The sequence below is a fragment of the Amycolatopsis sp. H20-H5 genome, assembly GCF_035828755.1.
Lineage (GTDB): Bacteria > Actinomycetota > Actinomycetes > Mycobacteriales > Pseudonocardiaceae > Amycolatopsis.
Window position 1 is genome coordinate 20,333 of record NZ_JAYMZS010000073.1, and the last position, 26,235, is coordinate 46,567.

The 26,235-nt window shown below is 70.3% G+C and carries 24 protein-coding genes; 16 read left to right on the forward strand and 8 right to left on the reverse strand.

Annotated features, from left to right (window positions below; translation table 11 throughout):
• Nucleotides 1-64: 64 nt before the first annotated feature.
• Both QMK34_RS31230 and QMK34_RS31235 read right to left on the reverse strand, forming a co-directional pair.
• A complete protein-coding gene (locus QMK34_RS31230; protein ID WP_326418147.1) occupies nt 65-652 on the reverse strand; it encodes a TIGR00730 family Rossman fold protein in 588 nt (195 codons plus the stop codon).
• Nucleotides 634-1,422: a TIGR00730 family Rossman fold protein gene (locus QMK34_RS31235; RefSeq protein WP_326418149.1), complete on the reverse strand. Its 789-nt coding sequence runs from the start codon at nt 1,420-1,422 to the stop codon at nt 634-636. Before QMK34_RS31235 ends, QMK34_RS31230 begins: the two co-directional genes overlap by 19 nt.
• Before the next feature lie 69 nt (nt 1,423-1,491).
• Here QMK34_RS31235 and QMK34_RS31240 point away from each other — a divergent pair, with 69 nt between their 5' ends.
• The 6 genes from QMK34_RS31240 to QMK34_RS31265 all read left to right on the forward strand — a co-directional run bounded on the left by QMK34_RS31240 (nt 1,492) and on the right by QMK34_RS31265 (nt 12,228).
• Nucleotides 1,492-2,814: a helix-turn-helix domain-containing protein gene (locus QMK34_RS31240; RefSeq protein ID WP_326418151.1), complete on the forward strand. Its 1,323-nt coding sequence runs from the start codon at nt 1,492-1,494 to the stop codon at nt 2,812-2,814.
• Between the two features lie 278 nt (nt 2,815-3,092).
• Complete coding sequence (locus tag QMK34_RS31245; protein ID WP_326418153.1) at nt 3,093-5,174, forward strand: M4 family metallopeptidase; 2,082 nt, start codon at nt 3,093-3,095, stop codon at nt 5,172-5,174.
• Between the two features lie 6 nt (nt 5,175-5,180).
• Complete coding sequence (locus QMK34_RS31250) at nt 5,181-6,611, forward strand: M28 family peptidase (protein ID WP_442785251.1); 1,431 nt, start codon at nt 5,181-5,183, stop codon at nt 6,609-6,611.
• Nucleotides 6,612-6,682: 71 nt separating this feature from the next.
• Nucleotides 6,683-7,960, forward strand: coding sequence for a helix-turn-helix domain-containing protein (locus tag QMK34_RS31255; RefSeq protein ID WP_326418155.1), 1,278 nt, complete (start codon nt 6,683-6,685; stop codon nt 7,958-7,960).
• A gap of 313 nt (nt 7,961-8,273) precedes the next feature.
• The gene (locus QMK34_RS31260) at nt 8,274-10,535 is read left to right on the forward strand and encodes a M4 family metallopeptidase (protein ID WP_326418157.1); all 2,262 of its coding nucleotides are present in this window, start codon (nt 8,274-8,276) and stop codon (nt 10,533-10,535) included.
• 88 nt (nt 10,536-10,623) lie between these two features.
• Nucleotides 10,624-12,228, forward strand: a complete 1,605-nt coding sequence (locus QMK34_RS31265) for a M20/M25/M40 family metallo-hydrolase (protein WP_326418159.1) — start codon at nt 10,624-10,626, stop codon at nt 12,226-12,228.
• 102 nt (nt 12,229-12,330) lie between these two features.
• Here the strand turns inward: QMK34_RS31265 and dapE are convergent, their stop codons facing one another.
• Nucleotides 12,331-13,407 (reverse strand): succinyl-diaminopimelate desuccinylase, encoded by a 1,077-nt coding sequence (dapE, locus tag QMK34_RS31270; protein WP_326418161.1) that lies wholly within the window; start codon nt 13,405-13,407, stop codon nt 12,331-12,333.
• 54 nt (nt 13,408-13,461) lie between these two features.
• Between dapE and QMK34_RS31275 the strand changes: the two genes are divergently transcribed.
• The 3 genes from QMK34_RS31275 to QMK34_RS31285 all read left to right on the forward strand — a co-directional run bounded on the left by QMK34_RS31275 (nt 13,462) and on the right by QMK34_RS31285 (nt 16,087).
• Entirely contained in the window at nt 13,462-13,896 is a 435-nt protein-coding gene (locus QMK34_RS31275; RefSeq protein WP_326418163.1) for a hypothetical protein, read from the forward strand.
• Nucleotides 13,897-13,924: 28 nt separating this feature from the next.
• Entirely contained in the window at nt 13,925-14,908 is a 984-nt protein-coding gene (gene dapD, locus QMK34_RS31280; RefSeq protein WP_326418165.1) for a 2,3,4,5-tetrahydropyridine-2,6-dicarboxylate N-succinyltransferase, read from the forward strand.
• Between the two features lie 180 nt (nt 14,909-15,088).
• Nucleotides 15,089-16,087: a CHAD domain-containing protein gene (locus QMK34_RS31285; RefSeq protein WP_326418167.1), complete on the forward strand. Its 999-nt coding sequence runs from the start codon at nt 15,089-15,091 to the stop codon at nt 16,085-16,087.
• On the opposite strand, the gene QMK34_RS31290 is transcribed toward QMK34_RS31285, so the two are convergent.
• Nucleotides 16,074-17,537: an FAD-dependent monooxygenase gene (locus QMK34_RS31290; RefSeq protein WP_326418168.1), complete on the reverse strand. Its 1,464-nt coding sequence runs from the start codon at nt 17,535-17,537 to the stop codon at nt 16,074-16,076. The genes QMK34_RS31285 and QMK34_RS31290 overlap by 14 nt on opposite strands.
• Before the next feature lie 81 nt (nt 17,538-17,618).
• Between QMK34_RS31290 and QMK34_RS31295 the strand changes: the two genes are divergently transcribed.
• Nucleotides 17,619-18,239 carry a TetR/AcrR family transcriptional regulator gene (locus tag QMK34_RS31295; protein WP_326418169.1) on the forward strand — a complete coding sequence of 207 codons (621 nt, stop codon included), beginning with the start codon at nt 17,619-17,621 and terminating at the stop codon, nt 18,237-18,239.
• 107 nt (nt 18,240-18,346) lie between these two features.
• On the opposite strand, the gene QMK34_RS31300 is transcribed toward QMK34_RS31295, so the two are convergent.
• From QMK34_RS31300 to QMK34_RS31315, 4 genes are all read right to left on the reverse strand, one after another.
• Nucleotides 18,347-19,192 carry an SAM-dependent methyltransferase gene (locus QMK34_RS31300; RefSeq protein WP_326418170.1) on the reverse strand — a complete coding sequence of 282 codons (846 nt, stop codon included), beginning with the start codon at nt 19,190-19,192 and terminating at the stop codon, nt 18,347-18,349.
• 25 nt (nt 19,193-19,217) lie between these two features.
• Nucleotides 19,218-20,309 carry a succinyldiaminopimelate transaminase gene (gene dapC, locus QMK34_RS31305; protein WP_326418172.1) on the reverse strand — a complete coding sequence of 364 codons (1,092 nt, stop codon included), beginning with the start codon at nt 20,307-20,309 and terminating at the stop codon, nt 19,218-19,220.
• Entirely contained in the window at nt 20,306-20,626 is a 321-nt protein-coding gene (fdxA, locus tag QMK34_RS31310) for a ferredoxin (protein ID WP_326418174.1), read from the reverse strand. Before fdxA ends, dapC begins: the two co-directional genes overlap by 4 nt.
• 116 nt (nt 20,627-20,742) lie before the next feature.
• Nucleotides 20,743-20,925: a hypothetical protein gene (locus QMK34_RS31315; protein WP_326418176.1), complete on the reverse strand. Its 183-nt coding sequence runs from the start codon at nt 20,923-20,925 to the stop codon at nt 20,743-20,745.
• Between the two features lie 46 nt (nt 20,926-20,971).
• On the opposite strand from QMK34_RS31315, the gene QMK34_RS31320 reads away from it, so the two are divergent.
• The 6 genes from QMK34_RS31320 to QMK34_RS31345 all read left to right on the forward strand — a co-directional run bounded on the left by QMK34_RS31320 (nt 20,972) and on the right by QMK34_RS31345 (nt 25,872).
• On the forward strand, nt 20,972-21,739 hold the full coding sequence (locus QMK34_RS31320; protein ID WP_326418178.1) for a GNAT family N-acetyltransferase: 768 nt from the start codon (nt 20,972-20,974) through the stop codon (nt 21,737-21,739).
• A gap of 14 nt (nt 21,740-21,753) precedes the next feature.
• Nucleotides 21,754-22,749: a 2-phospho-L-lactate transferase gene (cofD, locus tag QMK34_RS31325; protein WP_326418180.1), complete on the forward strand. Its 996-nt coding sequence runs from the start codon at nt 21,754-21,756 to the stop codon at nt 22,747-22,749.
• Nucleotides 22,746-24,185, forward strand: coding sequence for a coenzyme F420-0:L-glutamate ligase (locus tag QMK34_RS31330; protein ID WP_326418182.1), 1,440 nt, complete (start codon nt 22,746-22,748; stop codon nt 24,183-24,185). The genes cofD and QMK34_RS31330 overlap by 4 nt, the downstream gene beginning before the upstream one ends.
• 30 nt (nt 24,186-24,215) lie before the next feature.
• Nucleotides 24,216-24,761, forward strand: a complete 546-nt coding sequence (locus tag QMK34_RS31335; RefSeq protein WP_326418184.1) for an NUDIX hydrolase — start codon at nt 24,216-24,218, stop codon at nt 24,759-24,761.
• Between the two features lie 26 nt (nt 24,762-24,787).
• Nucleotides 24,788-25,369, forward strand: coding sequence for a hypothetical protein (locus QMK34_RS31340; RefSeq protein ID WP_326418186.1), 582 nt, complete (start codon nt 24,788-24,790; stop codon nt 25,367-25,369).
• Nucleotides 25,370-25,464: 95 nt separating this feature from the next.
• Nucleotides 25,465-25,872, forward strand: a complete 408-nt coding sequence (locus QMK34_RS31345; protein ID WP_326418188.1) for a GntR family transcriptional regulator — start codon at nt 25,465-25,467, stop codon at nt 25,870-25,872.
• The last annotated feature ends 363 nt before the right edge of the window (nt 25,873-26,235 follow it).

Genomic DNA, 26,235 nt, shown 5'->3' on the forward strand with positions numbered 1-26,235 from the left:
TCACGAGTGTCATGAAAGGGTCTTTCAGGACAAAAATTGCCTGGAAAGACCCTTTCATGACACTTCAGGTGACCCACTTCGGCGTCACCGGCGACACGTACATCGCGAACCCGTCCAGCAGCGCCGCCGGGTCCGCGTCGATGGTCACCAGGTCGCGGTGCTCGGGTTTCAGGAAGCCCTCGCCCACCATGTGGTCGGCGAACTTCAGCAGCGGCCCGTAGTACCCGCCGACGTCGACCAGCCCGATCGGCTTCGAGTGCAGGCCGAGCTGGGCCCAGGTCCAGACCTCGAACAGCTCCTCCAGCGTCCCGGCGCCGCCGGGCAGCGCGAGGAAACCGTCGGAAAGCGCCGCCATCTTGGCCTTGCGCTCGTGCATGTCGGCCGTGACGTGCAGTTCCGTCAGCCCGGCGTGGGAGATCTCCACGCGGCTCAGTGCCTGGGGGATGACGCCGATCACCTCACCGCCCGCGGCCAGCGCGCCGTCCGCCACCGCGCCCATCGTGCCGACGCTCGCGCCGCCGTAGACCAGGCCGATCCCCCTTGAGGCGAGCAGCCCGCCCAGCGCCCGCGCTTGCTCCGCGTAGGCCGGATCGAAGCCCATCGACGAGCCGCAGAACACGCATACCCGCTTGATCAATGCGTGTCCTCCCATGCCTGGTAGGAGTCCTGCACCACGCGGACGGCGTCGTCGATGTCGTCGGTGACGTGCAGGAGCTCGAGGTCCTTCTCGCCGATTTTGCCCTCGGCCAGCAGGGTGCTGGCGATCCAGTCGTACAGCCCGCCCCAGTAGTCACTGCCGAACAGCACCACCGGGAATTTCGTGACCTTCTTGGTCTGCACCAGCGTCAGTGCCTCGAACAGTTCGTCGAGCGTGCCGAAGCCGCCGGGCAGGCAGATGAAGGCCTGCGAGTACTTGATGAACATCGTCTTGCGCGCGAAGAAGTAGCGGAAGTTGACGCCGAGGTCGACCCACGGGTTCAGGCCCTGCTCGAACGGCAGCTCGATGCCGAGGCCCACGGAGAACCCGCCCGCCTCGTTCGCGCCGCGGTTCACCGCCTCCATCGCGCCCGGCCCGCCGCCGGTGATCACCGCGAACCCGGCCTTCGCCAGCGCGCCGCCGATGTCACGGCCCAGCTGGTACTCGGGATGGTCGCGCTTGGTCCGCGCGGACCCGAACACGGTCACCGCGCGCGGCACCTCGGCGAGCGCGCCGAAGCCTTCGACGAACTCGGCCTGGATGCGCAGGACGCGCCAGGGGTCGGTGTGCACCCAGTCGCTCGGCCCGCGCGCGTCCAGCAGCCGCTGGTCGGTGGTGCTGTCGTCCTGGTCACGCTGGTCGCGCCGGAGCACGACAGGGCCCTTGTGCCGCTCCGCCGGTCGCTCGGGGTACTGGCCGTTAGGAAACTCTGCATGATCGCTCACCCGCGCCAGCCTACGACCTCGTGTCCGCCACGTTCGACGTCGCCGCGCACCCTGCTTTACCTTGGGTTCATGACGCCGGGCCCGCCGAAGGCCGAAACCCTGGGCACGCGGATCCGCCGGTTGCGGACCGAGCGCGGCTGGACCCAGCGTGAGCTCGCCGAGCCGCGCTATGACCGCGGATTCCTGGCCAAGGTCGAGACCGGGCAGCGGCCGCCGTCGGACGAGGTGCTCGGGTACCTGGCCGAACGCCTCGGGCGGACGGTCGGCGAGCTCCGGTTCGGCAGGCCGCCGGGAGCCGCCGAAGCGCTGTGGGCCGAGCTCGACCAGGGCTACCGCGCGCTCGGACAAGGCCGGGTGGCGGACGCCGAAGTGGTCTTCGCCGACGCCGGTAAGCGCGCCGCGGACTACCACCTCGCCGACGTCGAGTGTTACGCGAGATTTTGCCTCGCCGAGGTCCGGTGGCAGCGGTTCGACGTCGCCGCCGCGATGTCCGCCTTCGAGCACGCCGGGCTGCTCGCCGCCGCCGCTCCCCCGTGGCTGCGGGCGATGATCGTGCACCGCTGGTCGGGCTGTCAGTTCCTGTCCGGCTTCGCGGGGACGGCGATCGCGAGCGTCGAGACGGCGCTGGCCGAGGTGCGCGCGGCGGAGCCGGTCGACGCCGACGCCGAGCTGTGCCTGCTGACCGCGCTCATCCACCCGCTGGTCGAGATGGGCGGCCTGCGCCGCGCCCGCCGCGCCGCCGAGGAGGGCAGGCTCGCCGCGGCGCTGGCCACCAGACCTGACTTCGTCGCGCGCTACCACCGGCAGGCGTCACAGGTGTGGCAGACGGACGGGCTCGTCGAACGCGCCGAGGCCGATCTCACCGAAGCCGTCCGCCTGTTCGCGTCACTCGGTCACGACCGCGACGCCGCGCGCTGCCGCTGGGCCCGCGGGTACCTGTTCCGGCACACCGGGCGCCTGGACGAGGCGCGCGCGGAGCTCACCATCGCCCGTGACGCGCTCACCGACGTGGGCTCCGAGGAAGGCGTGTTCGGCACGACGATCGAGCTCGCCGAGGTCCGCCGCCGCCAGGGCGCGCCGGACGAGGCCGAGGCGCTGATCGCCGGGATCCGGCCGCTGCTGGACAGCGCCCGTGACGTCGAATCGCTCGGCGAGGTCCATCGGATGCTGGGGCTCATCGCCCAGGAGAGGGGCGACCTTCCCGGCGCGACCCGCCTGCTGCGCGAAGCCGCGGACGACCAGGAGCGCGGCTCACTGCGCGGTGCGCTGGTCACGACCTCGCTGTATCTCGGCGACGTCCTGCGTGCGCGCGGGCTGCTCGGCGAAGCGGTCAGTGCGTACCAGCGGGGCGTGCGGGCTGCCGTCGACACCGATTCCGGCCCACTTGGCTGAAAACCATACGAAAGTCGCTATAGGACGCCTTCGGGGTCGAAAGTCCTTTCGTACCAGCGTCTATATGGTCTAGACCATGATCGGCTCCGGCCACCACTAGTCCATCCGGCCCATTGACGCTGCGAGGACCGGCTCCTTTACTCGAGTGTGTCCCAGGTCATAACTGGAGTTATCGCCTCGGACACATCCCATCACCGTGCGTCTTCGCCCGGCTGCGATGTCCTTTCCGCGCCCTTCGCAGCCGGGCGCACGGTCCTGCCCCAGGGAAGGAACCACCCATGACTGCCCAGCGAGGGCTTCGAACAGGCTTGGCGGCCATCGCCGGCCTTGCCCTGACCATGGCACTGCCGGCGATCCCGGCCAGTGCCACGAACACCGCGGCCCCGGCGAGCCCGGAAGCGCTTGCCGCACTGGCGTCCGACCAGGCCGCGCTCAGCGGCGTCGACCAGTTGGGCAAGGGCGAGAACGAGGCCTTCGTCCGCACCGGCGTCACCCCCGGTGGCGGGGGCCTCTTCTACTCGTCCTACCAGCGCACCTACCGCGGCCTGCCGGTCGTCGGCGGGGACGCCGTCGTCGTCGCCGACGGCGCCGGGCACGTCCTCGGCACCGACGCGGCGAAGACCGCGCCGATCACCGTGGGCACCAAAGCCACCCTCACCCCGGACCGGGCGGCCGCCGTCGCGCGCGGCCGGGTATCCACAGTGGACAGTGTCGCCGCACCCCAGCTCGTCGTGCTGGCCGGGGACTCGCCGAAACTGGCGTACGAGGTCGTCGTCAGCGGGCACAACGCGAAGCTGCCGAGCCACCTGCACGTGTTCGTCGACAGCGTGACCGGCGCCGTCCTCGACACCCGCGAGGACGTCAGAACCCTTGCCGGACCGGCAAAGCAAGGTGCGACGCAGAGCTCACCCGCCGTCGCGGGCACCGGGAACAGCTACTACGCGGGCAACGTCAGCATCGACACCTCCGGCTCCGGCAGCTCGTACTCGATGACCGACCCCGGCCGCAGCGGCATCGCCTGCGGCACCGAGGGCGGCTCGATCTTCACCGGCCCCGACAACGCGTGGGGCAACGGCTCGGGCACCAGCCTGGAGACCGGCTGCGTCGACACCCTGTACTCGGTCCAGACCGAGTGGAAGATGCTCGGCGACTGGCTGGGCCGCAACGGCATCAACGGTTCGGGCGGCGGCTACCGCGCGTCGGTCGGGCTCAACGACGTCAACGCGTACTGGGACGGCTCGTCGACGCACTTCGGGCACTCGCAGGACAACCAGCGCCAGGCGACCCCGATGGACGTCGTCGGCCACGAGTTCGGCCACGCGATCTTCCAGACCACCCCGGGCGGCGCGGGTTCGGGCAACGAGAACGGCGGCCTGAACGAGTCCACCGGCGACATCTTCGGCGCGCTCACCGAGCACTATGCGAACAACCCCAAGGACACCCCGGACTACAGCGTCGGCGAGGGCGTCAACCTCGTCGGCCAGGGCCCGATCCGCTACATGAACAACCCCTCACAGGTCGGCGACCCGAACTGCTACTCCTCCTCGATCCCGAGCACCGAGGTGCACGCGGCGGCCGGCCCGCAGAACCACTGGTTCTACCTGGTCGCCGAAGGCAGCGGCTCGCAGAGCCCGACCTGCGACAACAGCACGGTCACCGGGATCGGCATCCAGAAGGCGGGCAAGATCTTCTACAACGCCCTGCTGAAGAAGACGTCTTCCTGGAATCACAAGGCGGCCCGCAAGGCGTCGCTGGAAGCCGCGATCGCCCTCTACCCTGGCAGCTGCACCGAATACAACACCGTCAAGGCGGCCTGGGACGCGGTCAGCGTCACGGCGGCGTCCGGCGAGCCCGCCACCTGCACCGGCACCCCGCCGGCGGGCAACGACTACTCGCTGACGCTGAACCCGACCTCGGCCTCTGTCCAAGCGGGACAGTCGGCGACCACCACGGTGACCACGAAGATCACGGCGGGCAACGCACAGGCGGTCAACCTGACCGCGACCGGCCTGCCCGCGGGCGCCACCGCCACGTTCAGCCCGGCGACCGTCCAGTCCGGCGCGAACGCGACGCTGACCATCGCCACCACGGCGGCCACCCCGAACGGCACCAGTCAGGTCACCATCACCGGGGACGGGCCGGACGCCGACCACACCGCGCAGTTCACCCTCTCGGTCGGCACCGTCACGCCGCCGACCGGCTGCACCGGGGTCCCCGCCTGGGACTCCGCCAAGGCGTACGTCCCCGGTGACGTCGCCTCGTACAACAGCCACAAGTGGAACTCCATCTGGTATTCCACCGGCGCGCAGCCCGGAGCCCCCGGCTCCTGGGCGGTCTGGACCGACGCCGGAGCCTGCTGATCCACCGTGCACACGAGAAAGAGATTCGCCGCCGGACTGGCCGCAGCGGTCGCCCTGAGCCTCGGCGTGGTGGTCCCGGCCGGGTCGGCCACGGTGTCCACGGTGGCCGCGGCACCGGACATCTCGCTGGCCAACGTGCGGGCCCATCTGAGTCAGCTCACCACGATCGCGCAGCAGAACGGCGGCACCAGGGCGCCCGGCAGCGGTTACAACGCTTCCGTGTCCTATGTGGAGGGCAAGCTTCGTGCCGCCGGGTACACCGTGTCGAAGCAGACCTGCACGAACTGTCTCGGACAGAGCCAGAACCTCATCGCGGAGTGGCCACAGGGCGACGCGAGCCAGGTCATCATGCTCGGGTCCCATTTGGACAGTGTCTCCGCCGGACCAGGCATCAACGACAACGGCTCCGGCAGCGCCGCGATCCTCGAAGTAGCACTCACACTCGCCCAGACCAACCCGGCCATGGCCAAACGCGTCCGGTTCGGCTGGTGGGCCGACGAGGAATCCGGACTGAAAGGCTCCAAGTTCTACGTCAACAGCCTTTCCTCCGCCGAGCGCACGAAAATCAAGACCTACCTCAACTTCGACATGATCGCCTCGAGCAACTGGGGCAACTTCGTCTACGACGACGTCGCCTCGATCAAGGCCGTGTTCGACGAGTACTTCCAGTCCATCGGTGTGCCCACCGAGGGCGACTCGGAGGGCGACGGCCGGTCCGACCACGCCTCGTTCAAGAGCGCGGGCATCCCCGTCGGCGGCCTCGCCACCGGCGCCGGGGACGTCAAGTCCGCCGCACAGGCACAGAAATGGGGCGGCACCGCGGGCTCGGCCTTCGACAACTGCTACCACCGCGCCTGTGACACCCTGGCCAACCTCAAGGACGTGCCCCTCGACCGCGACAGCGACGCCATCGCGTACGCGGTCTGGAAGCTCGCCGTCGGCGCCACCCCGCCGACGGGCAACGACTACTCGCTCAGCTTGAACCCGACCTCAGCCACTGTCCAACCAGGACAGTCCACTCAGGTCACCGTCGGCACCGCCGTCACCCAGGGCTCGGCCCAGTCGGTCACCCTCGGCGCGTCCGGCCTGCCGACGGGCGCGACGGCGACGTTCAGCCCGGCGACCGTCCAAGCGGGCGCTTCCTCGACACTCACCATCGCCACGTCGGCGGGCACGCCCACCGGAACGAGCCAGCTCACCATCACCGGCGACGGCGTGAACACCGACCACACCGCCCAGTTCGCGCTGACCGTCGGCACCGTCACGCCGCCCACCGGCTGCACCGGCGTCCCCGCCTGGGACACCGCCAAGGCCTACGCCCCGGGCGACGCCGCTTCCTACAACAGCCACAAATGGAACTCCACCTGGTATTCCACCGGCGCGCAGCCCGGAGCCCCGGGCTCCTGGGCCGTCTGGAGCGACGCCGGAGCCTGCTGAACCCGCCTCCCCTTCCGGCCCGGCCCCACCGTTTACGCTGGGGGTCCGGGCCGGAAAGGCGGTGCACACCGATGGCGAAGTCCGCACGGGAAACCGTCGGCGCCCGGCTCCGCCGGTTGCGCCAGGCACGCGGGTTGACCCAAAGCGAGCTCGCGAAGCCGCGGTACACCGCCGCTTTCGTGTCCTCCGTGGAGACCGGCACGCGCACCCCTTCGGGTGACGCCCTGCGGTACTTCGCCGACCGCCTCGGCGCCGGCGCCGACGAACTGCTCGGTGGCAGCTCACCTCGCGAGTTCGTCCAGCTGGACCTCGAACTCGTCGAGATCGCGGAGGAGTTCCTGGCCGGAAACACCCCGAGCGCCGCCCCGGCGATGCTGAAACTCGCCCGGCGGGCCGAACGGCTGGACCGCCAGCGCCAGGCCGGGATCGCCTGGCTGTGGCTGGCCGGGTACGCCGAAGGCGACGCCAGGACGAAGTACGTCGCGGCCGCCGAAAACGCGCTGGCCGGGGACGCTCCGCCGTACCGCGCGATGGTCGTCCCGCTGCGCACGAGCGTGCTGATCGCCTGGGGCGAGACCCAGTACGCGCTGCACCTGCTCGAAACCTGCCACGACGAACTGCTGCGCGAGGGCTACCCCCAGCCGTCGATCCTGCTGACGCTGCGTGCCTGCCTGGCCGAGGGCCACCTCCGGCAGGGTGACCTCGCCCGCGCCGGCGGCTACGCGGACGAAGCACTCCGGCTCTCGCGTGGCGACGGCGAACTCCTCGCGGAGCTCACCCGCGGCCACGTCCAGGTGTGCCGCACGTATCTGGCGGCCGAACGGTTCGCCGACGCGGCGGCCTCGATCTCGGCCGCGCAGGACCTCATGCAGGAACGGGCGCTGCACCCGGCCATCGCCCAATGCCTGCTGGCGCGGGCCAGGCTCCGCGGCCACGCGGACGACCGCGAGGGCGCGCTGGCCGACCTGGTGGCGGCCAGGGACGCCACCGCTCCGGGTGACACCCGGGCTCTCACGATCGAGCTGGCCGGGGCGTTCCGCGCACTCGGGAAGCTGGTCGAAGCGGAGGAACTGCTCGCGGAAGTCGGCCCCGAGATCCCGGGCGACGACCCCCTCTCCGCCGCGGTCCGCTTCGAACTCGGCTGCTTGGCACTGGCCCGCGGAGAGCGGGAAACCGCGGTCGGGCAGTTGACGGCGGCGGCGGAACTCGCCACCGGCCTCGGCGCGCGAAGCGTCCTGGCCCGCTCACTGGAACAGGTGAGCGTCCTGCTCGGGGCTTCGGGCCGCCAGGAGGAAGCCGCAGACCTGCTGCGGGCCGGTCTCCGCACGCTCGGCGCCGAAACCGGCTGACCGGCGTCGTTCGGCCGATCTTCGCCGAAATCCATACGAAAGTCGCTATATGTCCCCGCCGCGGACGAATCGCCTGCTGGTAAAGGGTTTTGCCGATTTTGGTAAGTAGCAGGTAAGGCACCACTAGTCCATTCAGCGCATTGACGCTCCGGGGGCCAGATCCTTTACTCAGTCGTGTCCGGGGCCACACCCACTGTTACCCCCTCGGGCACATCTGGTCCCCGCACACCGTGAATCCCCGTCCGGTCCCGTTGGCCTCCACCTGAATTCGTCGTGCCGGGCGCACGGTCCTGCCATCATGGAAGGAAACCGCATGACTCCCCAGCGAGGGCTCAAAACGGGCCTGGCGGCTATCGCCGGTCTGGCCCTGACCATGGCGCTCCCGGCGATCCCGGCCGCCGCGGCCGTCACCGCCCGGCCCGCCGCACCCGAGGCGATCGCCGCGAGCGCGGCCGACCAGGCCGCGGCCGGCGGTGTCGGCCAGCTCAGCAAGGGCGCGAACGAGGCGTTCGTGCGCACCGGCGTCACCCCCGGTGGCGGCGGCCTGTTCTACGCCTCCTACGAGCGGACCTACCGCGGCCTGCCGGTCGTCGGCGGGGACGCCGTCGTCGTGGCGGACGGCGCCGGACAGGTCCGTGGCACGAGTGCCGCGGCCACCGCGCCGATCAGCGTGGACACCCAGGCGAAGCTCAGCCCGGACAAGGCGGCGCAGGTGGCCCGCACCCGTATGTCCACAGTGGACAGCGTGACGGCGCCGAAGCTCGTGGTGCTGGGTGGAGACTCCCCGAAGCTCGCCTACGAGGTGATCGTCAGCGGCCACAACGCGAAGCTGCCGAGCAACCTGCACGTGTTCGTCGACAGCGTCACCGGCGCGGTCCTCGACCAGCGCGACGACGTCAAGGCCGACGCCCCCGCCGCTTCCGGCCAAGGCACGCGGCAGGGCACCAGCACCCTCGCGGGCGCCGGGAACAGCTTCTACGTCGGCAACGTCACGATCGACACCACCAACGCCAGCGGCACCTACTCGATGAAGGACCCGACCCGCACCGGGCTCAGCTGTGGCCGTGAAGGCGGCGCGGTGTTCTCCGGCCCCGACGACAACTGGGGCAGCGGCTCGGGCACCGACCTCGAGACCGCCTGCGTCGACACGCTCTACTCCGTGCAGCAGGAGTGGGACATGCTGCGCGTGTGGCTCGGCCGCAACGGCATCAACGGCAACGGCGGCGGCTTCCCCGCGTCCGTCGGCCTCAGCGACGTCAACGCGTACTGGGACGGCTCGTCCACCCACTTCGGGCACTCGCAGGACAACAAGCGCCAGGCCACCTCGATGGACGTCGTCGGCCACGAGTTCGGCCACGGCATCTTCCAGAACACCCCGGGCGGCTCGGGTTCGGGCAACGAGACCGGCGGCCTGAACGAGTCGACCGGTGACATCTTCGGCGCGCTGACCGAGGCCTACGTCAACAACCCGAAGGACACCCCGGACTACGAGGTCGGCGAGGGCGTCAACCTGGTCGGCCAGGGCCCGATCCGCTACATGTACGACCCGTCGAAGGTCGGCGACCCGAACTGCTACTCGTCGTCCATCCCGAACACCGAGGTGCACGCCGCCGCCGGCCCGCAGAACCACTGGTTCTACCTGCTCGCCGAGGGCACCGCGCCCAGCGGCAAGCCGGCCAGCCCGACCTGCAACAACACCTCGATCACCGGCATCGGCATCCAGAAGGCTGGCCAGATCTTCTACAACGGCCTGCTGAAGAAGACCTCTTCCTGGAAGCACAGCACCGCCCGCAAGGCGACGCTGGAAGCCTCCATCGCGCTCTTCCCGAACAGCTGTGTCGAGTACAACGCGGTCAAGGCCGCGTGGAACGGCGTCAGCGTCCCAGCCGTCAGCGGCGAGCCGACCTGCACCGGCCAGCCCGGCACGAACGACTTCTCGGTCTCGGCCAGCCCAGCCTCGGGCACGGTGACCGCGGGTCAGTCCGCCACGACGACGATCGGCACCACCACCACGCAGGGTTCGGCCCAGGCCATCACCCTCAGCGCGTCCGGCCTGCCGACGGGCGCGACCGCGTCGTTCAGCCCGGCCTCCATCCAGTCGGGCGGCTCGTCGACCCTCACCATCGCGACGTCGGCCTCCACCCCGAACGGGACCAGCCAGGTCACGGTCACCGCTGACGGCGCCGGCGTCGACCACACCACGACGTACGCCCTGACCGTCGGCACGTCCGGCGGCCGGACCTACACCAACGCGACCGACTTCGCGATCAACGACTTCGGCACCGTCCGCAGCCCGATCTCCTCGACCGCCTCGGGCAACGCGGTCTCCCCGGTGAAGGTCGCCATCACCGCCGCACACACCTGCGCCGAAGACCTGCGGATCTCCTTGCTGGCGCCGGACGGCACCAGCTACTCCGTCAAGGCCACCGGCTCGACCGCCTGCACCTCGTTCGGCACCCGCAACTACTCGGTGCCGGTCACGAACGAGGCCGCCAGCGGCACCTGGACGCTCGTGATCTACGACGCGTACTCGCAGGACACCGGCAAGCTCGACAGCTGGACCATCACCGTCTAGTCCCCGCTCCACGGCAGGGGAAGGCCGCGTCGAAGGACACCTTCGGCGCGGCCTTCTCTCGCTGCGAACCCAGGAAGGAACACGGAAGATGAAGTGGGCCAACAAGTTCAAGGCGGCGAGCGTCGCCGGGCTGGTGCTGGCGCTGGGCATCGCCACCGCGCCGGTGACGGCCGCGACGACGGCAACCGCGACAGCGGCCGCGCCGGACATCTCGCTGGCGAACGTGCGCGCGCACCTGACCCAGCTGGAGAACATCGCCAAACAGAACGGCGGCAACCGCGCGGCGTCGGGTGGCGGCTACGCGGCCTCGGTGTCCTATGTGGAGGGTAAGTTGCGCGACGCGGGCTACACCGTGTCGAAGCAGACCTGCACGAGCTGCGCCGGGCAGAGCCAGAACCTCATCGCGGAGTGGCCACAGGGCGACGCGAGCCAGGTCATCATGCTCGGGTCCCATTTGGACAGTGTCTCCGCCGGACCAGGCATCAACGACAACGGCTCCGGCAGCGCCGCGATCCTCGAAGTAGCACTCACACTCGCCCAGACCAACCCGGCCATGGCCAAACGCGTCCGGTTCGGCTGGTGGGCCGACGAGGAATCCGGACTGAAAGGCTCCAAGTTCTACGTCAACAGCCTTTCCTCCGCCGAGCGCACGAAAATCAAGACCTACCTCAACTTCGACATGATCGCCTCGAGCAACTGGGGCAACTTCGTCTACGACGACGTCGCCTCGATCAAGGCCGTGTTCGACGAGTACTTCCAGTCCATCGGTGTGCCCACCGAGGGCGACTCGGAGGGCGACGGCCGGTCCGACCACGCCTCGTTCAAGAGCGCGGGCATCCCCGTCGGCGGCCTCGCCACCGGCGCCGGGGACGTCAAGTCCGCCGCACAGGCACAGAAATGGGGCGGCACCGCGGGCTCGGCCTTCGACAACTGCTACCACCGCGCGTGCGACACGCTGTCGAACCTCAAGGACGTCCCGATGGACCGCAACAGCGACGCCATCGCGTACGCGCTGTGGAAGCTCGCCGTGACGACGACCACGGGCAACGACTACTCACTCAGCCTGAGCCCGACCTCCTCCACCGTCCAATCAGGACAGTCCACTCAGGTCACCGTCGGCACCACCGTCACCCAGGGCTCGGCCCAGTCCGTCACCCTCAGCGCGTCCGGCCTGCCAGCGGGCGCGACGGCGACGTTCAGCCCGGCGACCGTCCAAGCGGGCGCGTCCTCGACGTTGACCGTCGCGACGTCCGCGTCCACCCCGAACGGCACCAGCCAGCTCACGATCGCGGCTGACGCCGCCAACACCGACCACACGGCTCAGTTCGCCCTGACCGTCGGAGCCTCCGGCGGCCGGACGTACACGAACGACACCGACTTCGCGATCAACGACTTCGGCACCGTCCGCAGCCCGGTCTCCTCGACCGCCTCGGGCAACGCCGTCTCGCCAGTGAAGGTCACCATCACCGCCGCGCACACCTGCGCCGAGGACCTACGCATCTCGCTGCTAGCACCGGACGGCACCAGCTACCCGGTCAAGGCCACCGGCTCGACCGCCTGCACCTCGTTCGGCACCCGCAACTACTCCGTACCCGTCACCAACGAAGCCGCCAGCGGCACCTGGACCCTCGTGCTCTACGACGCGTACTCGCAGGACACGGGCACCCTCTCCAGCTGGACGCTCACGGTCTGACCCCACTTGCCCCTGAAGGCCACCTTCACGGCGTTTTACGCCGTGAAGGTGGCCTTCAGGGGCATTCCCGCGGAGTGCGCGACTCCGTTCATGGCGTCCGGGTCAAGGGGTCAGGAAGGTTCGCAGGATCCGCGCCACCTGGCGGATCTCACCCGCGCGGACGTGCTCCTGGCGGGTGTGCGCCAGTGTCGGGTCGCCGGGGCCGAAGTTGACGGCGGGCATCCCGAGCGCGGCGAAGCGGGCGACGTCGGTCCAGCCGAGCTTGGCCGCCGCCTGGCCACCGGCCGCCGCGACGAGCTCGGCCGCCGCGGGTACGGAGAGGCCGGGCAGGGCGCCGCCGGAAAGGTCGACGACGGACACGTCGTAACCGTCGAAGACCTCGCGAAGATGCTTCTCGGCTTCCTCGGCACTGCGGTCCGGCGCGAAGCGGTGGTTGATCGTCAGCACGGCCTCGTCCGGCACGACGTTCCCGGCGACGCCGCCGCCGACCTTCGTGGCCTGCAGACCCTCGCGGTAGATCAGCCCGTCGATGTCGACCACCCGCGCCTCGTATCCGGCCAGGCGCCGCAGGGGCTCGGCCAGCGCGTGGATGGCGTTCTCCCCCATCCACGCGCGCGCGGTGTGCGCCCGCTTGCCCGCGCACCGCAGCTCGATCCGCATGGTGCCCTGGCAGCCCGCCTCGATCACGGCGTTGGACGGCTCGCCCACGACCGCCAGGTCGCCCCGCAGCCACTCGGGCAGCTCGCGCTCGATCCGGCCGAGCCCGTTGCGGACGGCCTCGACCTCTTCGTTGTCGTAGAAGATGAAGGTGAGGTCGTGCTTGGGCTCGACCACCGTCGCGGCCAGGTGGAGGAAGACGGCGTCGCCGCCCTTCATGTCCACCGTGCCGAGACCGTGCAGGATCTCGTCGTCACCGGTCCCCTCGCGCCGCGACGGCAGGTTCTCGTTGACCGGCACGGTGTCCAGGTGCCCGGCGAGGATCACCCGCGACGGACGGCCGAGGTTGGTCCTGGCCAGCACGGCGTCGGCGTTGCGCACGACCTCGAGGTGGGTGGCCTGCGATTCCAGCGCGGCCTGCACCACCTCGGCGATGGCGCCCTCCTCGCCGGAGACACTGAAGATGTCCACCAGCGCGGCGGTGAGGTCGACGGGGTCGGCGTGCAGATCCAGCGCGGTCATTCCCCGCACGGTACCCGGGCCTGCGTGCCGAGAGCGCGGGACTACCGTGGGGTCGTGCGCACGCGAAGGAGTCTGGTCGCCCTCGGCGGCGCCCTCATACTGGTGTTGAGCGGCTGCGGCGGGAACGAGGCCGGTCCGAAGCCCAAGCAGGGCGGCGAACCCGGCCCGGACGCGCTGCCGATCAAGCTCACCGCGCTGACGGCGGACGAGTGCTACCTCAGCCCCGCCCAGCAGCTGCCCAAGGGCTGCGAGAAGTACGTCACCGAGCTGAGCAACACCGCGGGCCAGGTGCGCAAGCGAGCCGGTGACACCGATCCGCGGCTGAGCGCCCAGGCCGACGCGCTGACGCGGGGCGTCTCGGCGTTCCGCTCGGCGTCCTGCACCACCCAGGCGGCGCCCGGCGGTGCCTGCACCCAGGCGCTGACGGACCTCTCCTCGACGCTGACGGCGATCCAGAATCTGGTGAAGAAGCAGGCCACGACGGGTTGAGCCGCGCCACTCGGCTACCGTTCGAAGCGTGAGTGAGCAGACGACGAACCCCGAAACCACCGGCGCCAGCGGCGTCGGGCTGGCCACCGTGACCACCGGCGGAACGGTGCTGGACACCTGGTTCCCGCAGCCCAAGCTGATCGAGGGCGGCGTCGCCGGGACAGAGCGGCTCTCCCGCGAGCAGGCCGTCGAGGCGCTCGGTGAAGCCGCCGCCGCGCTGCTCGGCCCGGACGTCGAACGCGGGGTCGAGGTCGTCGCCGTGCGCACGTCCATCGCGCGCCTTGCCGACACCCCCGCCGACACCCACGACGTCTACCTGCGCCTGCACCTGCTTTCGCACCGGCTGGTCCAGCCGCACGGCCAGAACCTGGACGGTCTGTTCGGCCTGCTGGCCAACGTCGTGTGGACCAACCACGGCCCCTGCCCGGTCGAGGGCTTCGAGGCCACCCGCCTGCGCCTGCGCGGCCGCGGGCACGTCACCGTGTACTCGGTCGACAAGTTCCCCCGGATGGTCGACTACGTCACGCCCACCGGCGTCCGCATCGCCGACGCCGACCGCGCCCGCCTCGGCGCGCACCTGGCCAGCGGCACCACCGTCATGCACGAGGGCTTCGTCAACTTCAACGCCGGCACGCTCGGCGCGTCCATGGTCGAGGGCCGGATCTCAGCCGGGGTCGTGGTCGGCGACGGCAGCGACGTCGGCGGCGGCGCGTCGATCATGGGCACCCTGTCCGGCGGCGGCAAGGAGACGATCTCGATCGGCGAGCGCTGCTTGATCGGCGCCAACGGCGGCGTCGGCATCTCGCTGGGCGACGACTCCGTGGTCGAGGCCGGGCTCTACCTCACCGCGGGCACGAAGGTGGTCGTCGACGGCAAGACCGTCAAGGCCAGAGAGCTCTCCGGCATCTCGGGCGCGGTGTTCCGGCGCAACTCGGGCACCGGCGCGGTCGAGGTCGTCGCGCGCACCGGCGTCGGCATCGAGCTGAACGCCGCCCTGCACGCCAACGACTGACCCTCCCCTCCTCGAAAAGCAGCAGCGGGGGACCTTTGCTATCGCCCGGCGACAGCAAAGGTCCCCCGCTGCTTTTCGGCCTGATCCGGCTCCTGCTGGCCTCGCAAAAGTGGGAGCAAAGGTCCCTTGCTCCCACTTCGGACGCTGGTACCTGTTCCGCATTCACCTAGTATTCATCTGGTGACCGCCGAAACGTTGTCCCGGAAGCCTGCCCGTCATGCCCCCTCGACGACCCCCGCCCAGCTCGGCCTTGGTGAGGAACCGGCGAAGGCGGGCTCCGGCGATCCGGCCGCGACCCACGTCCGGGCCAAACTTGACCGGGAGATCCGCGCCCTGCTCGCGCACGAAGCCGGGACACGTTCGGGCGTCGACCCCGAAGACCTGCACCAGCTGCGCGTCGCGCTGCGCCGCATGCGCAGTGTGCTGAAACTGTCCGGCGGCTTGCTCGGCCCCGGCGCCGAACCGGTGCGCGCGGAGCTCGGCTGGTTCGGGCAGTCGCTCGGCGAGGTTCGCGACTACGACGTGCTGATCGGGCACGTGCGTGAGGTCGTCGCCGAGTTCGAGGTCCGCGACCAGCCCGCGTGCCGGGCGCTCGTGGCCAAGTTCGTCGCCGAACGCGGGGTCGCGAAGCGGCGGCTCACCCGCGCCATGGCGAGCCCGCGCTACGCGGCCATGCTGGTCAACCTCGGCCAGCTCGCCCGGCAGCCCGACCAGGAGACGGCCGCCCCTGACGAGTCCACTGTGGACGTCCAGACTGCCGCGGACCTCGTCGCCGGGCTGGCCAAACCGCACCGCAAGCTCGCCAAGGCCGTGCGGGCGCTGCCCGCCGACCCGCCCGACGACCAGCTGCACGAGCTGCGCATCCACGGCAAGAAGCTGCGGTACGCCGCCGAAATGGCCAAGCCCGCGGCGAAGAAGAAGCAGGCGGCGAAGATCAAACTGCTGATCAAGGCCACGCAGGACCTGCAGACCGTGCTCGGCGAGCATCAGGACGCGGTCGTCGCCGCGGACCGGATGCGCGGGGTGCTGGCGAGCGTCGACGGGCCGGTCGGGTTCGTCGCGGGCCGGATCGCCGAGCGCGAGCTGCTCCGCCGGGCTCAGGCGCGGGCCGACTGGCCGGGGATCTGGGCGGACATCGACCAGGCCGCGGCCGCCGTCCACGAGTTCAAGCAGGACTGATCGCGCGGAGGTAGCCGTCCGGCCGCACCAGGACCCGAGTCCCCTCGGCCGCCTCGTACGCGGCGTAGGCGTGGCCCCCCGCGTCGACGAAATCCTCGCCGGTCGCTTCGGCACCGGCGGGCAGGATGCGATGCACGTGCGTCCCCTCGGACGGCTCGACTACAGCGTCAGCGTCTTCGGCAATGTCATCGTCAATGTCACCGAAGATCAGCAACGTCGCGTGCGGGCCGCTGAACAGCTCGAACAGCCGGACCTGCTTGCCGTTGGCGTCGACGAGCGGGCTGTCCGGCGCGCGGTCGCCGGGACGCACGCCGCCGTCCGCCGCGGGCGCGAGCGGGCCGCCGCGATAGCCGACGTCGAGCTGCTGGGTCTCTTCGCCGCGCTCGTGCGCGGTCTCGTCGCCCTCGACGTACTTGCGCATCAGCTCGGTGCTCACCTCGATCACCCGGACCGCGACCGCGCGCCGCTCGGCCTCGTAGCTGTCGAGCAGCTCGGGCGAGCCGTCGGCCAGTTTCCAGCCGAGGTTGTACCCGTCCTGGATGCCGGTGTTCAGGCCCTGCCCGCCGGTCGGCGGGTGGGCGTGGGCGGCGTCCCCTGCGAGGAAGACCCGGCCCTGCCGGAACCGCTCGGCCAGACGGACATTCGGGCGCCACACTGTCGACCAGGCCAGGTCGTGCAGGCGGACGTCGGCGCCCCCGAAGCCGTCGAGCTTGGCTTGCAAGGTGGGCAACGACGCTTCGGCATCCCCGTCGCCGAGCGGTGCGCCGAACTGGAAGTGCGGGGTCCCGGCCAGCGGCACGAGCACGATGCCGGCCGCCGGATCGCTCGGCTCCCCGAACCAGTGCGAGTAGGCGTGGTCGAGTCCGTCGGCCCGCACATCGCCGAGCAGCACCCGGATCGACTCGTCGGTGGTCCCCTCGAAAGCGATCCCGAGGGACTTGCGGACGAAGCTGCGGCCACCGTCGGCGCCGACCAGGTAGGCCACGCGCACGGTCTCACGCTCCTCGCCGCGCGCCAGTGTCGCGGTCACGGAGTCGGCGTCCTGGTCGAGGCCGACGAGCTCGGTGCCGAGTTCGACGCGCACGCCGAGGTCCGCGAGCCGGTCACGGAGGATCCCCTCGGTGCGTGACTGGCCCAGGAACCAGGCGTTCGGGTACGGCACGGCGGGCGTCGGCTCGACGTGTTCCCGCATCCGCCGCTCGCCCACGATCCGGCCGCCGACGTGGATCTTGGTCACGTACTCGGGCGAGCCCGCCGCGAGCACGGCGTCCAGCACGCCCAGATCCTCGAAGACCTCCAGCGTGCGCGGCTGCAAGCCGTCGCCGCGCGAACCGGCGAAGTAGGTCTCCGCCTTGTCGACGACCCGGACGCCGACGCCCCGCCGGGCGAGTTCGATGGCCAGCGTCAGCCCGGTCGGGCCCGCTCCCGCTACCAGCACCGGGGTATCCATGACTCCTCCTAGTGAATATTAATTCAGTGAATGTAAATTCATCATGACCGCTGCTAGCGTTCCGTGTCAAGGAGGTGCCTCATGACGGCGACGAGCCGCAAGGAAAAGGCCGCGGAGACCGAGACGGCGCTCAAGGAAGCGGCGAAGCGCGTTTTCGCCGCGCGGGGGTACCTGAACACGAAGATCACCGACATCACCACCGAGGCAGGCCGCGCCGCGGGGTCGTTCTACAACCACTTCGCGAGCAAGGAAGAGCTACTCGAGGGCCTGCTGGCCGACCTCTCGGCGACCGGCGACGAAACCGCGGAGGAGCAAGGCCACCTCTCGGACTTCACCGACCCCGAAGCGGTCCGGTGGCACGTCCGCGCGTACTGGTCGTTCTACCGCGAGAACGCGGCGACCATGCTCGCGATCCGGCAGGCCGCGATGGTCAACGACGAGTTCGCCCGCAAACTGGCGCGCTTCGGCGCCGCCGAGCAGGCGGACCTGGGCGGCCACCTGGAACACATCACCCGCGCGGGCCTGCGGCTGCCCGCCACGCCCCCGCTCTCGATAGTGATGATGTATGAGCTCGTCGACAGCTTCGCGCGGATGTGGCTGGTGGGCGACCGGCCCGAGGGCTGGACCCCGCCGACGGACGACGAGGCCATCGAAGCCCTGACCAGGTTCGTCTACCGCGGCTTCACCGGCCTCGACTACTAACCGGACCGACTGTCCCTGAAGGCCACCATGACGGCGTATTACGCCGTCATGGTGGCCTTCAGGGCACACTGCAATCGGGCAAGCACCTGGGTGACCCTTCGCTTGAGTCAGGGCTTGCGGCCGACCCCGCCGAGCAGCAGCTCGTTCAACGGGCCGGCCGATTCGGCGGCCGGGCCGTCGGGCCACCAGTCCACGATCGGCACCAGGCCGGGCGGCCCCAGCTCGAGACCCGCGAAGAACGGCTCGATCTGCTCACGGGTGCGCGCGTACCCGGACCCGGTGGCCCCACCGGCGAACAGCGCGTGCACCCGCTTGGCCAGCGCGCTCGCCTCTTCGTTCGCCTCGCTCGGGTCGTGCAGGTGGGTCACCGCGACATAGGAGCCGGACGGCAGCGCGTCGACGTAGCGGTCCATGATCTCGTACGGCTTCTGCTCGTCGGAAACATGGTGCAGCGCGAGGCAGAAGATCAGCGCCACTGGCCGGGAGAAGTCCAGGTGCGCGGTGACCAGCGGATCGTGCAGGACCGAGTCCGGGTCGGTGAAGTCCGCCGCCAGGAACCGGGACACCACGTCGTCCTCGAGCAGCGCGCGGCCGTACGCCGCGACCACCGGGTCCTTGTCGACGTAGACCACCTGGACGTCGAAGTTCGCGCGCCGCGCGATCTCGTGGGTGTTGTCCGCCGCCGGCATGCCCGAGCCGAGGTCGAGGAACTGGTCGATCCCGGCGTTCCCGGCCAGGAAACGCACCACGCGGCCGAGCCAGGCCCGGTTCGCGCGTGCCATCACCGGGGCCTGCGGCGAGATCGCGTAAAGCTTCTCGACCTCCGCGCGGTCGACCGCGAAATTGTCCTTGCCGCCGAGAATGGCGTCGTACATCCGCGCGACGCTCGGCCTGGTGGAATCGATCGCCGACGAGGGCACTTCCCCCCGCGCGGACAGTGCACGTTCGGTCACCCAGCGAGCTTAGCGCCGACGCCGATCAGCCTGCCAAGCGCTCCGCGGCGGCCTCGATGCGCTCGTCCGTCCCGGTGAGCGCGACCCGCACGTGGTGACTGCCGGTGGGGCCGTAGAACGTGCCGGGCGCGACAAGGATGCCGCGTTCGGCGAGCCATTCGACAGTCGTGAAGGCCTCTTCGCCACGGGTGGCCCACAGATACAGGCCAGCCTCGGAATGCGAGATTTCGAACCCGTTGTCCTGCAACGCCTTCCGCAGGATCAGCCGGCGCCTGAGGTACCGCTCGCGCTGGGCGGTGAGCGCCTCGTCGTCGGTGAGCGCGGCGACCATGGCCTCCTGGACCGGCCGCGGCACGATCATGCCCGCCTGCTTGCGCACCTCGAGCAGCTCGGCCACCAGCTTGGGGTCACCGGTCACGAAACCCGCGCGGTAGCTGGCGAGGTTCGCCGACTTCGACAGCGAGTGCACCGCGAGCAGGCCGTCCGTCCGTCCACCGTGGACGGACGGATGCAGGATCGACAGCGGCTCGCTCTCCCAGCCGAGCGCGAGGTAGCACTCGTCCGAGACGACGACCACGTCGCGTTCCCGCGCCCACTCGACCACCTTGCGCAGGTGCTCGACCCCGAGCACCCGGCCCGTCGGGTTGGACGGCGAGTTGATCCAGATCATCGCCGGGCGCTGCGGCCCGAGTGCGGTGAGCCCGTCGGCACGCAGGATCGACGCGCCCGCGAGCAGCGCGCCGACCTCGTACGTCGGGTAAGCCAGCTCGGGGATGACGACCAGGTCGCCGGGGCCGAAGCCGAGCAGCCGCGGCAGCCACGCGACCAGCTCTTTGGAGCCGATCGTCGGCAGGACGGCGTCCGGCTCGATGCCCTCGATCCCGTGACGGCGGCCCAGTGCCGCTATCGCGGCGGCGCGCAACGCGGGAATACCGTGCGTGGTCGGGTAACCGGGGATGTCCGACACCGACGCGAGCGCGTCACGGATGCTCGCCGGCACCGGATCGACCGGGGTGCCGATGGACAGGTCGACGACGCCGCCCGGATGCTCCCGCGCCCGCGCCTTGACCGCGGCGAGCGAGTCCCACGGGAAGTCGGGAAGGACTATCCGGCTCATTCGCCCTGCGGGGCGAGCGCCTTGATGAACCCAGGGTCGTGGCTGGTCTTGCCGACCTTGGAGGCGCCACCGGGCGAGCCGAGCTCGTCGAAGAAGTCGACGTTGGCCTTGGTGTACGCGGTCCACTGGTCGGGGACGTCGTCCTCGTAGTAGATCGCCTCGACCGGGCAGACCGGCTCGCAGGCGCCGCAGTCGACGCACTCATCCGGGTGGATGTACAGCATGCGGTCGCCCTCGTAGATGCAGTCCACGGGGCACTCGTCGATACACGCCTTGTCGAGCACGTCGACGCAGGGCTCGGCGATCACGTAGGTCACTGCGCACTCCTGCTGCTATTCGTCATTTCACCAGTCATACCGCGTCGCGGACATTACGCGGTCCTGAGCCGCCCGGGATGGTGAGGCCACCCTTATTCATACCGCCGGTATGTCGCTCACCGGTCCCGCCTGCGCGGCTTCGGAGCGGCCCTGCTGTCCCCGGTGACGATGAACCGGGGCGCGGGCTTCGCGTCCGGCTCTTCCTCGGCCTTCTTGTTCGAGATGGCCCGGTTGAAGCTGTCCGAGATCTCGCTGACCAGGTCCTCGTTGTGCCTGTCGTCCTTGCGCGCGATGCTCATCGGCTGTCCTCCGTCCTCATTCGTCGGTCCTTGACACAATCTAACCGTGAACCCCGACGAAAAGCTCGAATTCGCCTGCAGCCTCGCCTGGCCGCCGCTGACCGAGGAAACCCTCGGCGAATGGCGTCTGCGCTGGGCGGACGGGTTCACCGGGCGCGCCAACAGCGCGCTGGCGATCGGTGATCCGGGCGTCAGTCCCGCGCAGGCGCTGAAAAGCGTGTGTGACTTCGCCCACGGGCACGGCGTCCCGCCCGTCGTGCAGGTCGTCCAGGACAGTCCGAACGAGCGCGCCGTCGAGGCCGAAGGCTGGATCCCGAACCGGGCCCACGCGGCGGGATACGAGGTCTCCGTGATGACCGGGCCGCTGGGCCAGGGTTCCCCCGGCGCCACGGTCCTCGACGAGCCGACGCCGGGCTGGTGGGACCTGACGGCGGCGGGGAGCGAGCCGACGGCGGCCGAGCGCCACGTGCTGACCAGCGGAAAGATCGGCTACGTCGTTGCAGGCGGTGCTGTTGCAGACGGTGCTGGTGAAGACGGTGCTGGTGAGGACGGTGTGACGGCCGGAGCGGTACGCGGGGCGATCGTCGGCGACTGGCTGCACGTGTCCCGGCTCGCCGTGCGCCCCGGATTCCGGCGGCGCGGGCTGGCCGTCAAGCTGATGGCGGCGCTCGGGACTTGGGGCGCCACACAAGGCGCGAAGCAGTACGTGCTGCAGGTGGCCGAGACCAACCCCGGGGCGATCGCGCTGTACCGCGGGCTCGGCTGTACCGAGCACCACAGGTACCGGTACTGGGTGCCGGGCGAGTGCGGGTGAAAGGATTCCCAACCGTGAAGATCGTCGTAGTAGTCGGTGGAGTGGGCGGGGCCCGTTTCCTGCTGGGGGTCAAGGCCGCGCTGGGGATGCCCGCGATCGGCGCCGCCGAGGAGTCACCCCATGAGGTGACAGCGCTGGTGAACACCGGGGACGACGTGTGGATGCACGGCCTGCGCATCTGCCCGGACCTGGATACCTGCATGTACACCCTCGGTGGCGGAATCGACACGGAACGTGGCTGGGGCCACTCCGGGGAGACCTGGTCGGTGAAGGAGGAACTCGCCGCCTACGAGGCAGAGCCCACCTGGTTCGGCCTCGGCGACAAGGACATCGCCACCCATCTGATCCGTAGTCGCATGCTGCGCGCGGGTTATCCGCTCTCCGAGGTGACCGAAGCGCTGTGCGCCCGCTGGCGGCCCGGCGTCCGGCTGCTGCCGATGTCGGACGACCGGGTCGAGACACACGTCGTGATCGACGATCCGGACGAGGCGGGCCAGCGCAAGGCCATCCACTTCCAGGAGTGGTGGGTGCGCTACCGCGCCGAGCCGGTCGCTCACTCGATCGTGGCGGTCGGCGCCGAGGAGGCCAAGCCCGCTCCCGGCGTGCTCGACGCGCTCGCCGGGGCGGACGCGGTGCTGTTCGCGCCGTCCAACCCGGTGGTTTCGGTGGGCACCGTGGTGGGGGTGCCGGGGATGCGCGAGGCACTGCGCGCGACCACCGCGGGCGTCGTCGGGATCTCGCCGATCATCGGGGACAAACCGTTGCGCGGCATGGCCGACGCCTGTCTCGCCGCGATCGGTGTGGAGACCTCGGCAGAGGCCGTCGGGCGGCACTACGGCTCGCGCAAGGAGTCCGGGGACGGACTGCTGGACGGCTGGCTGATCGCCGAGGGCGAAACCGCCGACGTGCCGGGGGTGACCGTCCACGACGTCCCGCTGCTGATGTCCGATGTGGACGCCACCGCGGCGATGGCCCGCGCCGCGCTCGAACTCGCCGGAGTGACGCTGTGACCTTCAACGACGGGACCTTCAACGACGGGACCTTCAACGACGGGACCTTCAACGACGGGACCGTCAATGACGGGACCTCAAACGACGCGAACCCGGACTACGGGCACGCCACGGCGAAGCTGGAGATCCTGGCCGTCGAGGGCCTGCCGGAGTTCCGGCCGGGCGACGACCTGACCGGCGCGATCGCGAACGCGGCCCGCTGGCTGCGCTCGGGCGACGTGCTCGTGGTGACCAGCAAGATCGTGTCCAAGATCGAAGGCCGCCTGGTCCGTGTTCCGGCCGACCCCGAGGCGCGCGACGCGGCCCGGCGCGAGCTGATCGACCAGGAGACCGTGCGGGTGGTCGCCAGGATCGCGCGCACGGTGATCACCGAGAACCCGCTGGGGATCGTGCAGGCCGCCTCCGGGATCGACGCCTCGAACGTGCGGACCGACGAGGTCGCGCTGCTCCCGGCGGATCCCGACGCGTCGGCGCTGGCACTGCGCAACGGGTTGCGCGAGCGCCTCGGCGTCGAGATCGCGGTCGTCATCACCGACACCATGGGCCGCGCGTGGCGCAACGGCCAGACCGACGCCGCGATCGGCGCGTCCGGCCTGCGTGTGCTGCACGACTACGCCGGCGCGATCGACCGGCAGGGCAACGAACTCGCGGTCACCGAGGTGGCCGTCGCCGACGAGATCGCCGCCGCCGCGGACCTGGTCAAGGGCAAGCTGGGCGGCACCCCGGTGGCGGTCGTGCGCGGCCTGACGCTCACCGACAACGGCTCCGGCGCGCGGGACCTGATCCGCCCGATCGAGATGGACCTGTTCCGCCTTGGCACCAACGAAGCGATCGCGCAGGGCAAGCGGGAAGCCGTGTCCGGGCGGCGATCCGTCCGCGAGTTCACCGGGGACGCGGTGGATCCCGAGGCGCTGCGCCGCTCGATCGGCGCCGCGCTGACCGCGCCCGCGCCGCACCACACGCACCCGGTGCGGTTCGTCTGGCTGCGCGAAGAAGCAACCCGCCGGAAACTGCTCGACACGATGCGGGATTCGTGGCGGGCCGACCTGGCCGCCGACGGGTTCACCGAGGACCAGATCACCAAGCGACTGGGCCGCGGCGACATCCTGTATCGCGCTCCGGCGGTGGTGATCCCGTTCCTGGTCGCCGAGGGCGCGCACACCTACCCCGACGCCCGGCGGAACGCCTGCGAGCACACGATGTTCACTGTCGCCGCCGGCGCCGCGGTGCAAGGACTGCTGGTGGCGCTCGCGGCCGAGGAGCTCGGCTCGTGCTGGATCGGCTCGACGATCTTCGCCGCCGACCTGGTCCGGGAGACGCTGGGCCTCGGCCAGGAGTGGGAGCCGCTGGGCGCGGTGGCGATCGGGCACCCGGCCGGGCCGCCAGCCAAGCCGCGCGCCGCCCGTGAACTCGGCGAAGACCTGCTGGAACTGTGAAACTGATGAAGCTGTGAAACTGGTGAAGCTGTGACCCTGCACGCGAATACTGTGTCCACATTGGACCGATGGCGTCCTTCGGCGCCCGGCCAGGAATCGCTTCGCCAGGCCTTTCTCGGCTTTCTCGCCGCCCGCGACGACGTCTGCCGCCGCGAGTGCGCGGCGGGGCACATCACGGCGTCCGCCGTCCTGCTCGACGCCGACGGCACGCGGGTGCTGCTCACCCTGCATCCCCGGGTCGGCCGCTGGCTGCAGCTCGGCGGGCATTGCGAGCCCGAGGACGCGACGCTCGCCGACGCGGTGCTGCGCGAGGCCCGCGAGGAGTCCGGCATCGCCGACCTGCGCATCGACCCCGAGCCGGTCCATCTCGACGTGCACCCGATCACCTGCTCGCTGGGCGTGCCGACCCGGCATTTCGACGTGCGGTTCGCCGTGCACGCCCCGCGCGGGGCCGAGCCGGTGCGCAGCGACGAGTCCGACGACCTCCGCTGGTGGCCGGTGCGAGCACTGCCCGCCGGTTCGGAAGATCTGGGCGAGCTGCTGGAAGCGGCCATGCCGGGACGCCCCGCGCTCTAGAGTGTCGGCTGGACGAAGGGGAGAAAATGCCGACGTTATTCCTGGACAGGGTGCATTATCACGGCGGCGGCGGGAGCGGCGGCAGCACCGGCTGGGTCATCCTCGGCCTTTTCGTGATCGCCATCGTCGTGTTCGTCATCGTCGTCGCGGTGCGGGTCGCCAAGACGCGCCGCGAGCAGTCAGGGCAAGGTTTCCCGCCCCCGAACCAGCAGCCCGGCCAGTATCCGCCCGGCTTCCCCGCCCCGCCGATCCCGCCGCAGGGCTGGCAACAACCCGGCCCGCAGCAGTACCCCCAGCAAGGCGCTTTCGGGCAGCAGCCCGCGCCGGAACCCGGCCCGCAGCAGGGTTTCGTGCCGCCAGCGCCCTTCCGCGGGCAGCAGCCGTCCCAGCCCTTGCCGCAGAACCCGCCGCCAGGGCCCGATTCCGAGGCCACCCAGCTGGTCTCCGGCGCGACGGTGGACCCCGGCGCCGAACGCACCCAGGTGGTCCGGCCCGACCGGCTGCCCGATCCCGGCGCGGACCGGACCCAGGTCATCCCCGGCCGGACTCCCCAGCCTTCCGGGCAGGAGTTCCCCCCTGGCCCCGGCGCCGGACCGCGGAGCTGGTGAACAGTTGACTTTGTAGCAGCACTTGTGTCATGATCTCAATACAAGCACTGCTACTTTCCGTACTGTCCAGCCGCCGAACCGTTCCAGGGGTATCCGTGATCCTCAGCGTCGACAGCACCTCCCCGGTCCCACCCTTCGAGCAGGTGCGATCCGCACTGGCCACCCAGATCAACGACCGGACCCTGCCGGTCGGGACCAAACTGCCGACCGTGCGCAAGCTGGCCGCCGACCTCGGCATAGCCCCCAACACGATCGCCAGGGCCTACCGCGAACTGGAGGAGGCGGGCCTGATCGAGACCAGGGGCCGAGCGGGCAGTTTCGTCGGCGCGTCCGGGGACCAGAACCGGGTGCGGGCACAGCAAGCTGCCGCCGAGTACGCGAGCACCACCCGCAAACTCGGCCTCAGCCGGGGCGAGGCCCTGGCCATCGTGAACGCCGCGCTGACGGACAACGTCACCGCGTACCGGACACTTCCGGCACTGCGCGAGCGCCCGGCGCACTGACCCCGGCGGCGACACAGCGGTCCCCTACGATGAAAGTTCGTCGGCGAACGGGGAGACTCGCGTGGACGGGATCAACCTTGGCACGTCCTGCCGCTGCCGTTGCTGTCAGGCGTGGCGGGGGCGGTCATCCTGATCGTCAAGAAGTATCCGCAGCAGCCAGGAACCCCGCCTCCTGGCCCGCCCCCACAGGGATGGTGAGCAGAAACCGTGAGCAACTTGCTGATTTTGGTCGTCCCCTCAGCTTGTTGTTTAACCTGTTTGGTTCGTTGCGTTTGTGGCTCTTGTGTCCGTTTTGGGGTTCTTTCCGACGTGGCATACGACAGCGCGGTGGGTGTTTCGTGAGCCTGGTGGGCGGCCTGGGCC

Bases quoted from the DNA above. Each gene is read 5' to 3' on its own strand.
- QMK34_RS31230 (WP_326418147.1), bottom strand. From the start codon at position 652: ATGGGAGGACACGCATTGATCAAGCGGGTATGCGTGTTCTGCGGCTCG.
- QMK34_RS31240 (WP_326418151.1), top strand. From the start codon at position 1,492: ATGACGCCGGGCCCGCCGAAGGCCGAAACCCTGGGCACGCGGATCCGC.
- QMK34_RS31245 (WP_326418153.1), top strand. From the start codon at position 3,093: ATGACTGCCCAGCGAGGGCTTCGAACAGGCTTGGCGGCCATCGCCGGC.
- QMK34_RS31255 (WP_326418155.1), top strand. From the start codon at position 6,683: ATGGCGAAGTCCGCACGGGAAACCGTCGGCGCCCGGCTCCGCCGGTTG.
- QMK34_RS31260 (WP_326418157.1), top strand. From the start codon at position 8,274: ATGACTCCCCAGCGAGGGCTCAAAACGGGCCTGGCGGCTATCGCCGGT.
- QMK34_RS31265 (WP_326418159.1), top strand. From the start codon at position 10,624: ATGAAGTGGGCCAACAAGTTCAAGGCGGCGAGCGTCGCCGGGCTGGTG.
- dapE (WP_326418161.1), bottom strand. From the start codon at position 13,407: ATGACCGCGCTGGATCTGCACGCCGACCCCGTCGACCTCACCGCCGCG.
- QMK34_RS31290 (WP_326418168.1), bottom strand. From the start codon at position 17,537: ATGGATACCCCGGTGCTGGTAGCGGGAGCGGGCCCGACCGGGCTGACG.
- QMK34_RS31295 (WP_326418169.1), top strand. From the start codon at position 17,619: ATGACGGCGACGAGCCGCAAGGAAAAGGCCGCGGAGACCGAGACGGCG.
- dapC (WP_326418172.1), bottom strand. From the start codon at position 20,309: ATGAGCCGGATAGTCCTTCCCGACTTCCCGTGGGACTCGCTCGCCGCG.
- QMK34_RS31315 (WP_326418176.1), bottom strand. From the start codon at position 20,925: ATGAGCATCGCGCGCAAGGACGACAGGCACAACGAGGACCTGGTCAGC.
- QMK34_RS31340 (WP_326418186.1), top strand. From the start codon at position 24,788: ATGCCGACGTTATTCCTGGACAGGGTGCATTATCACGGCGGCGGCGGG.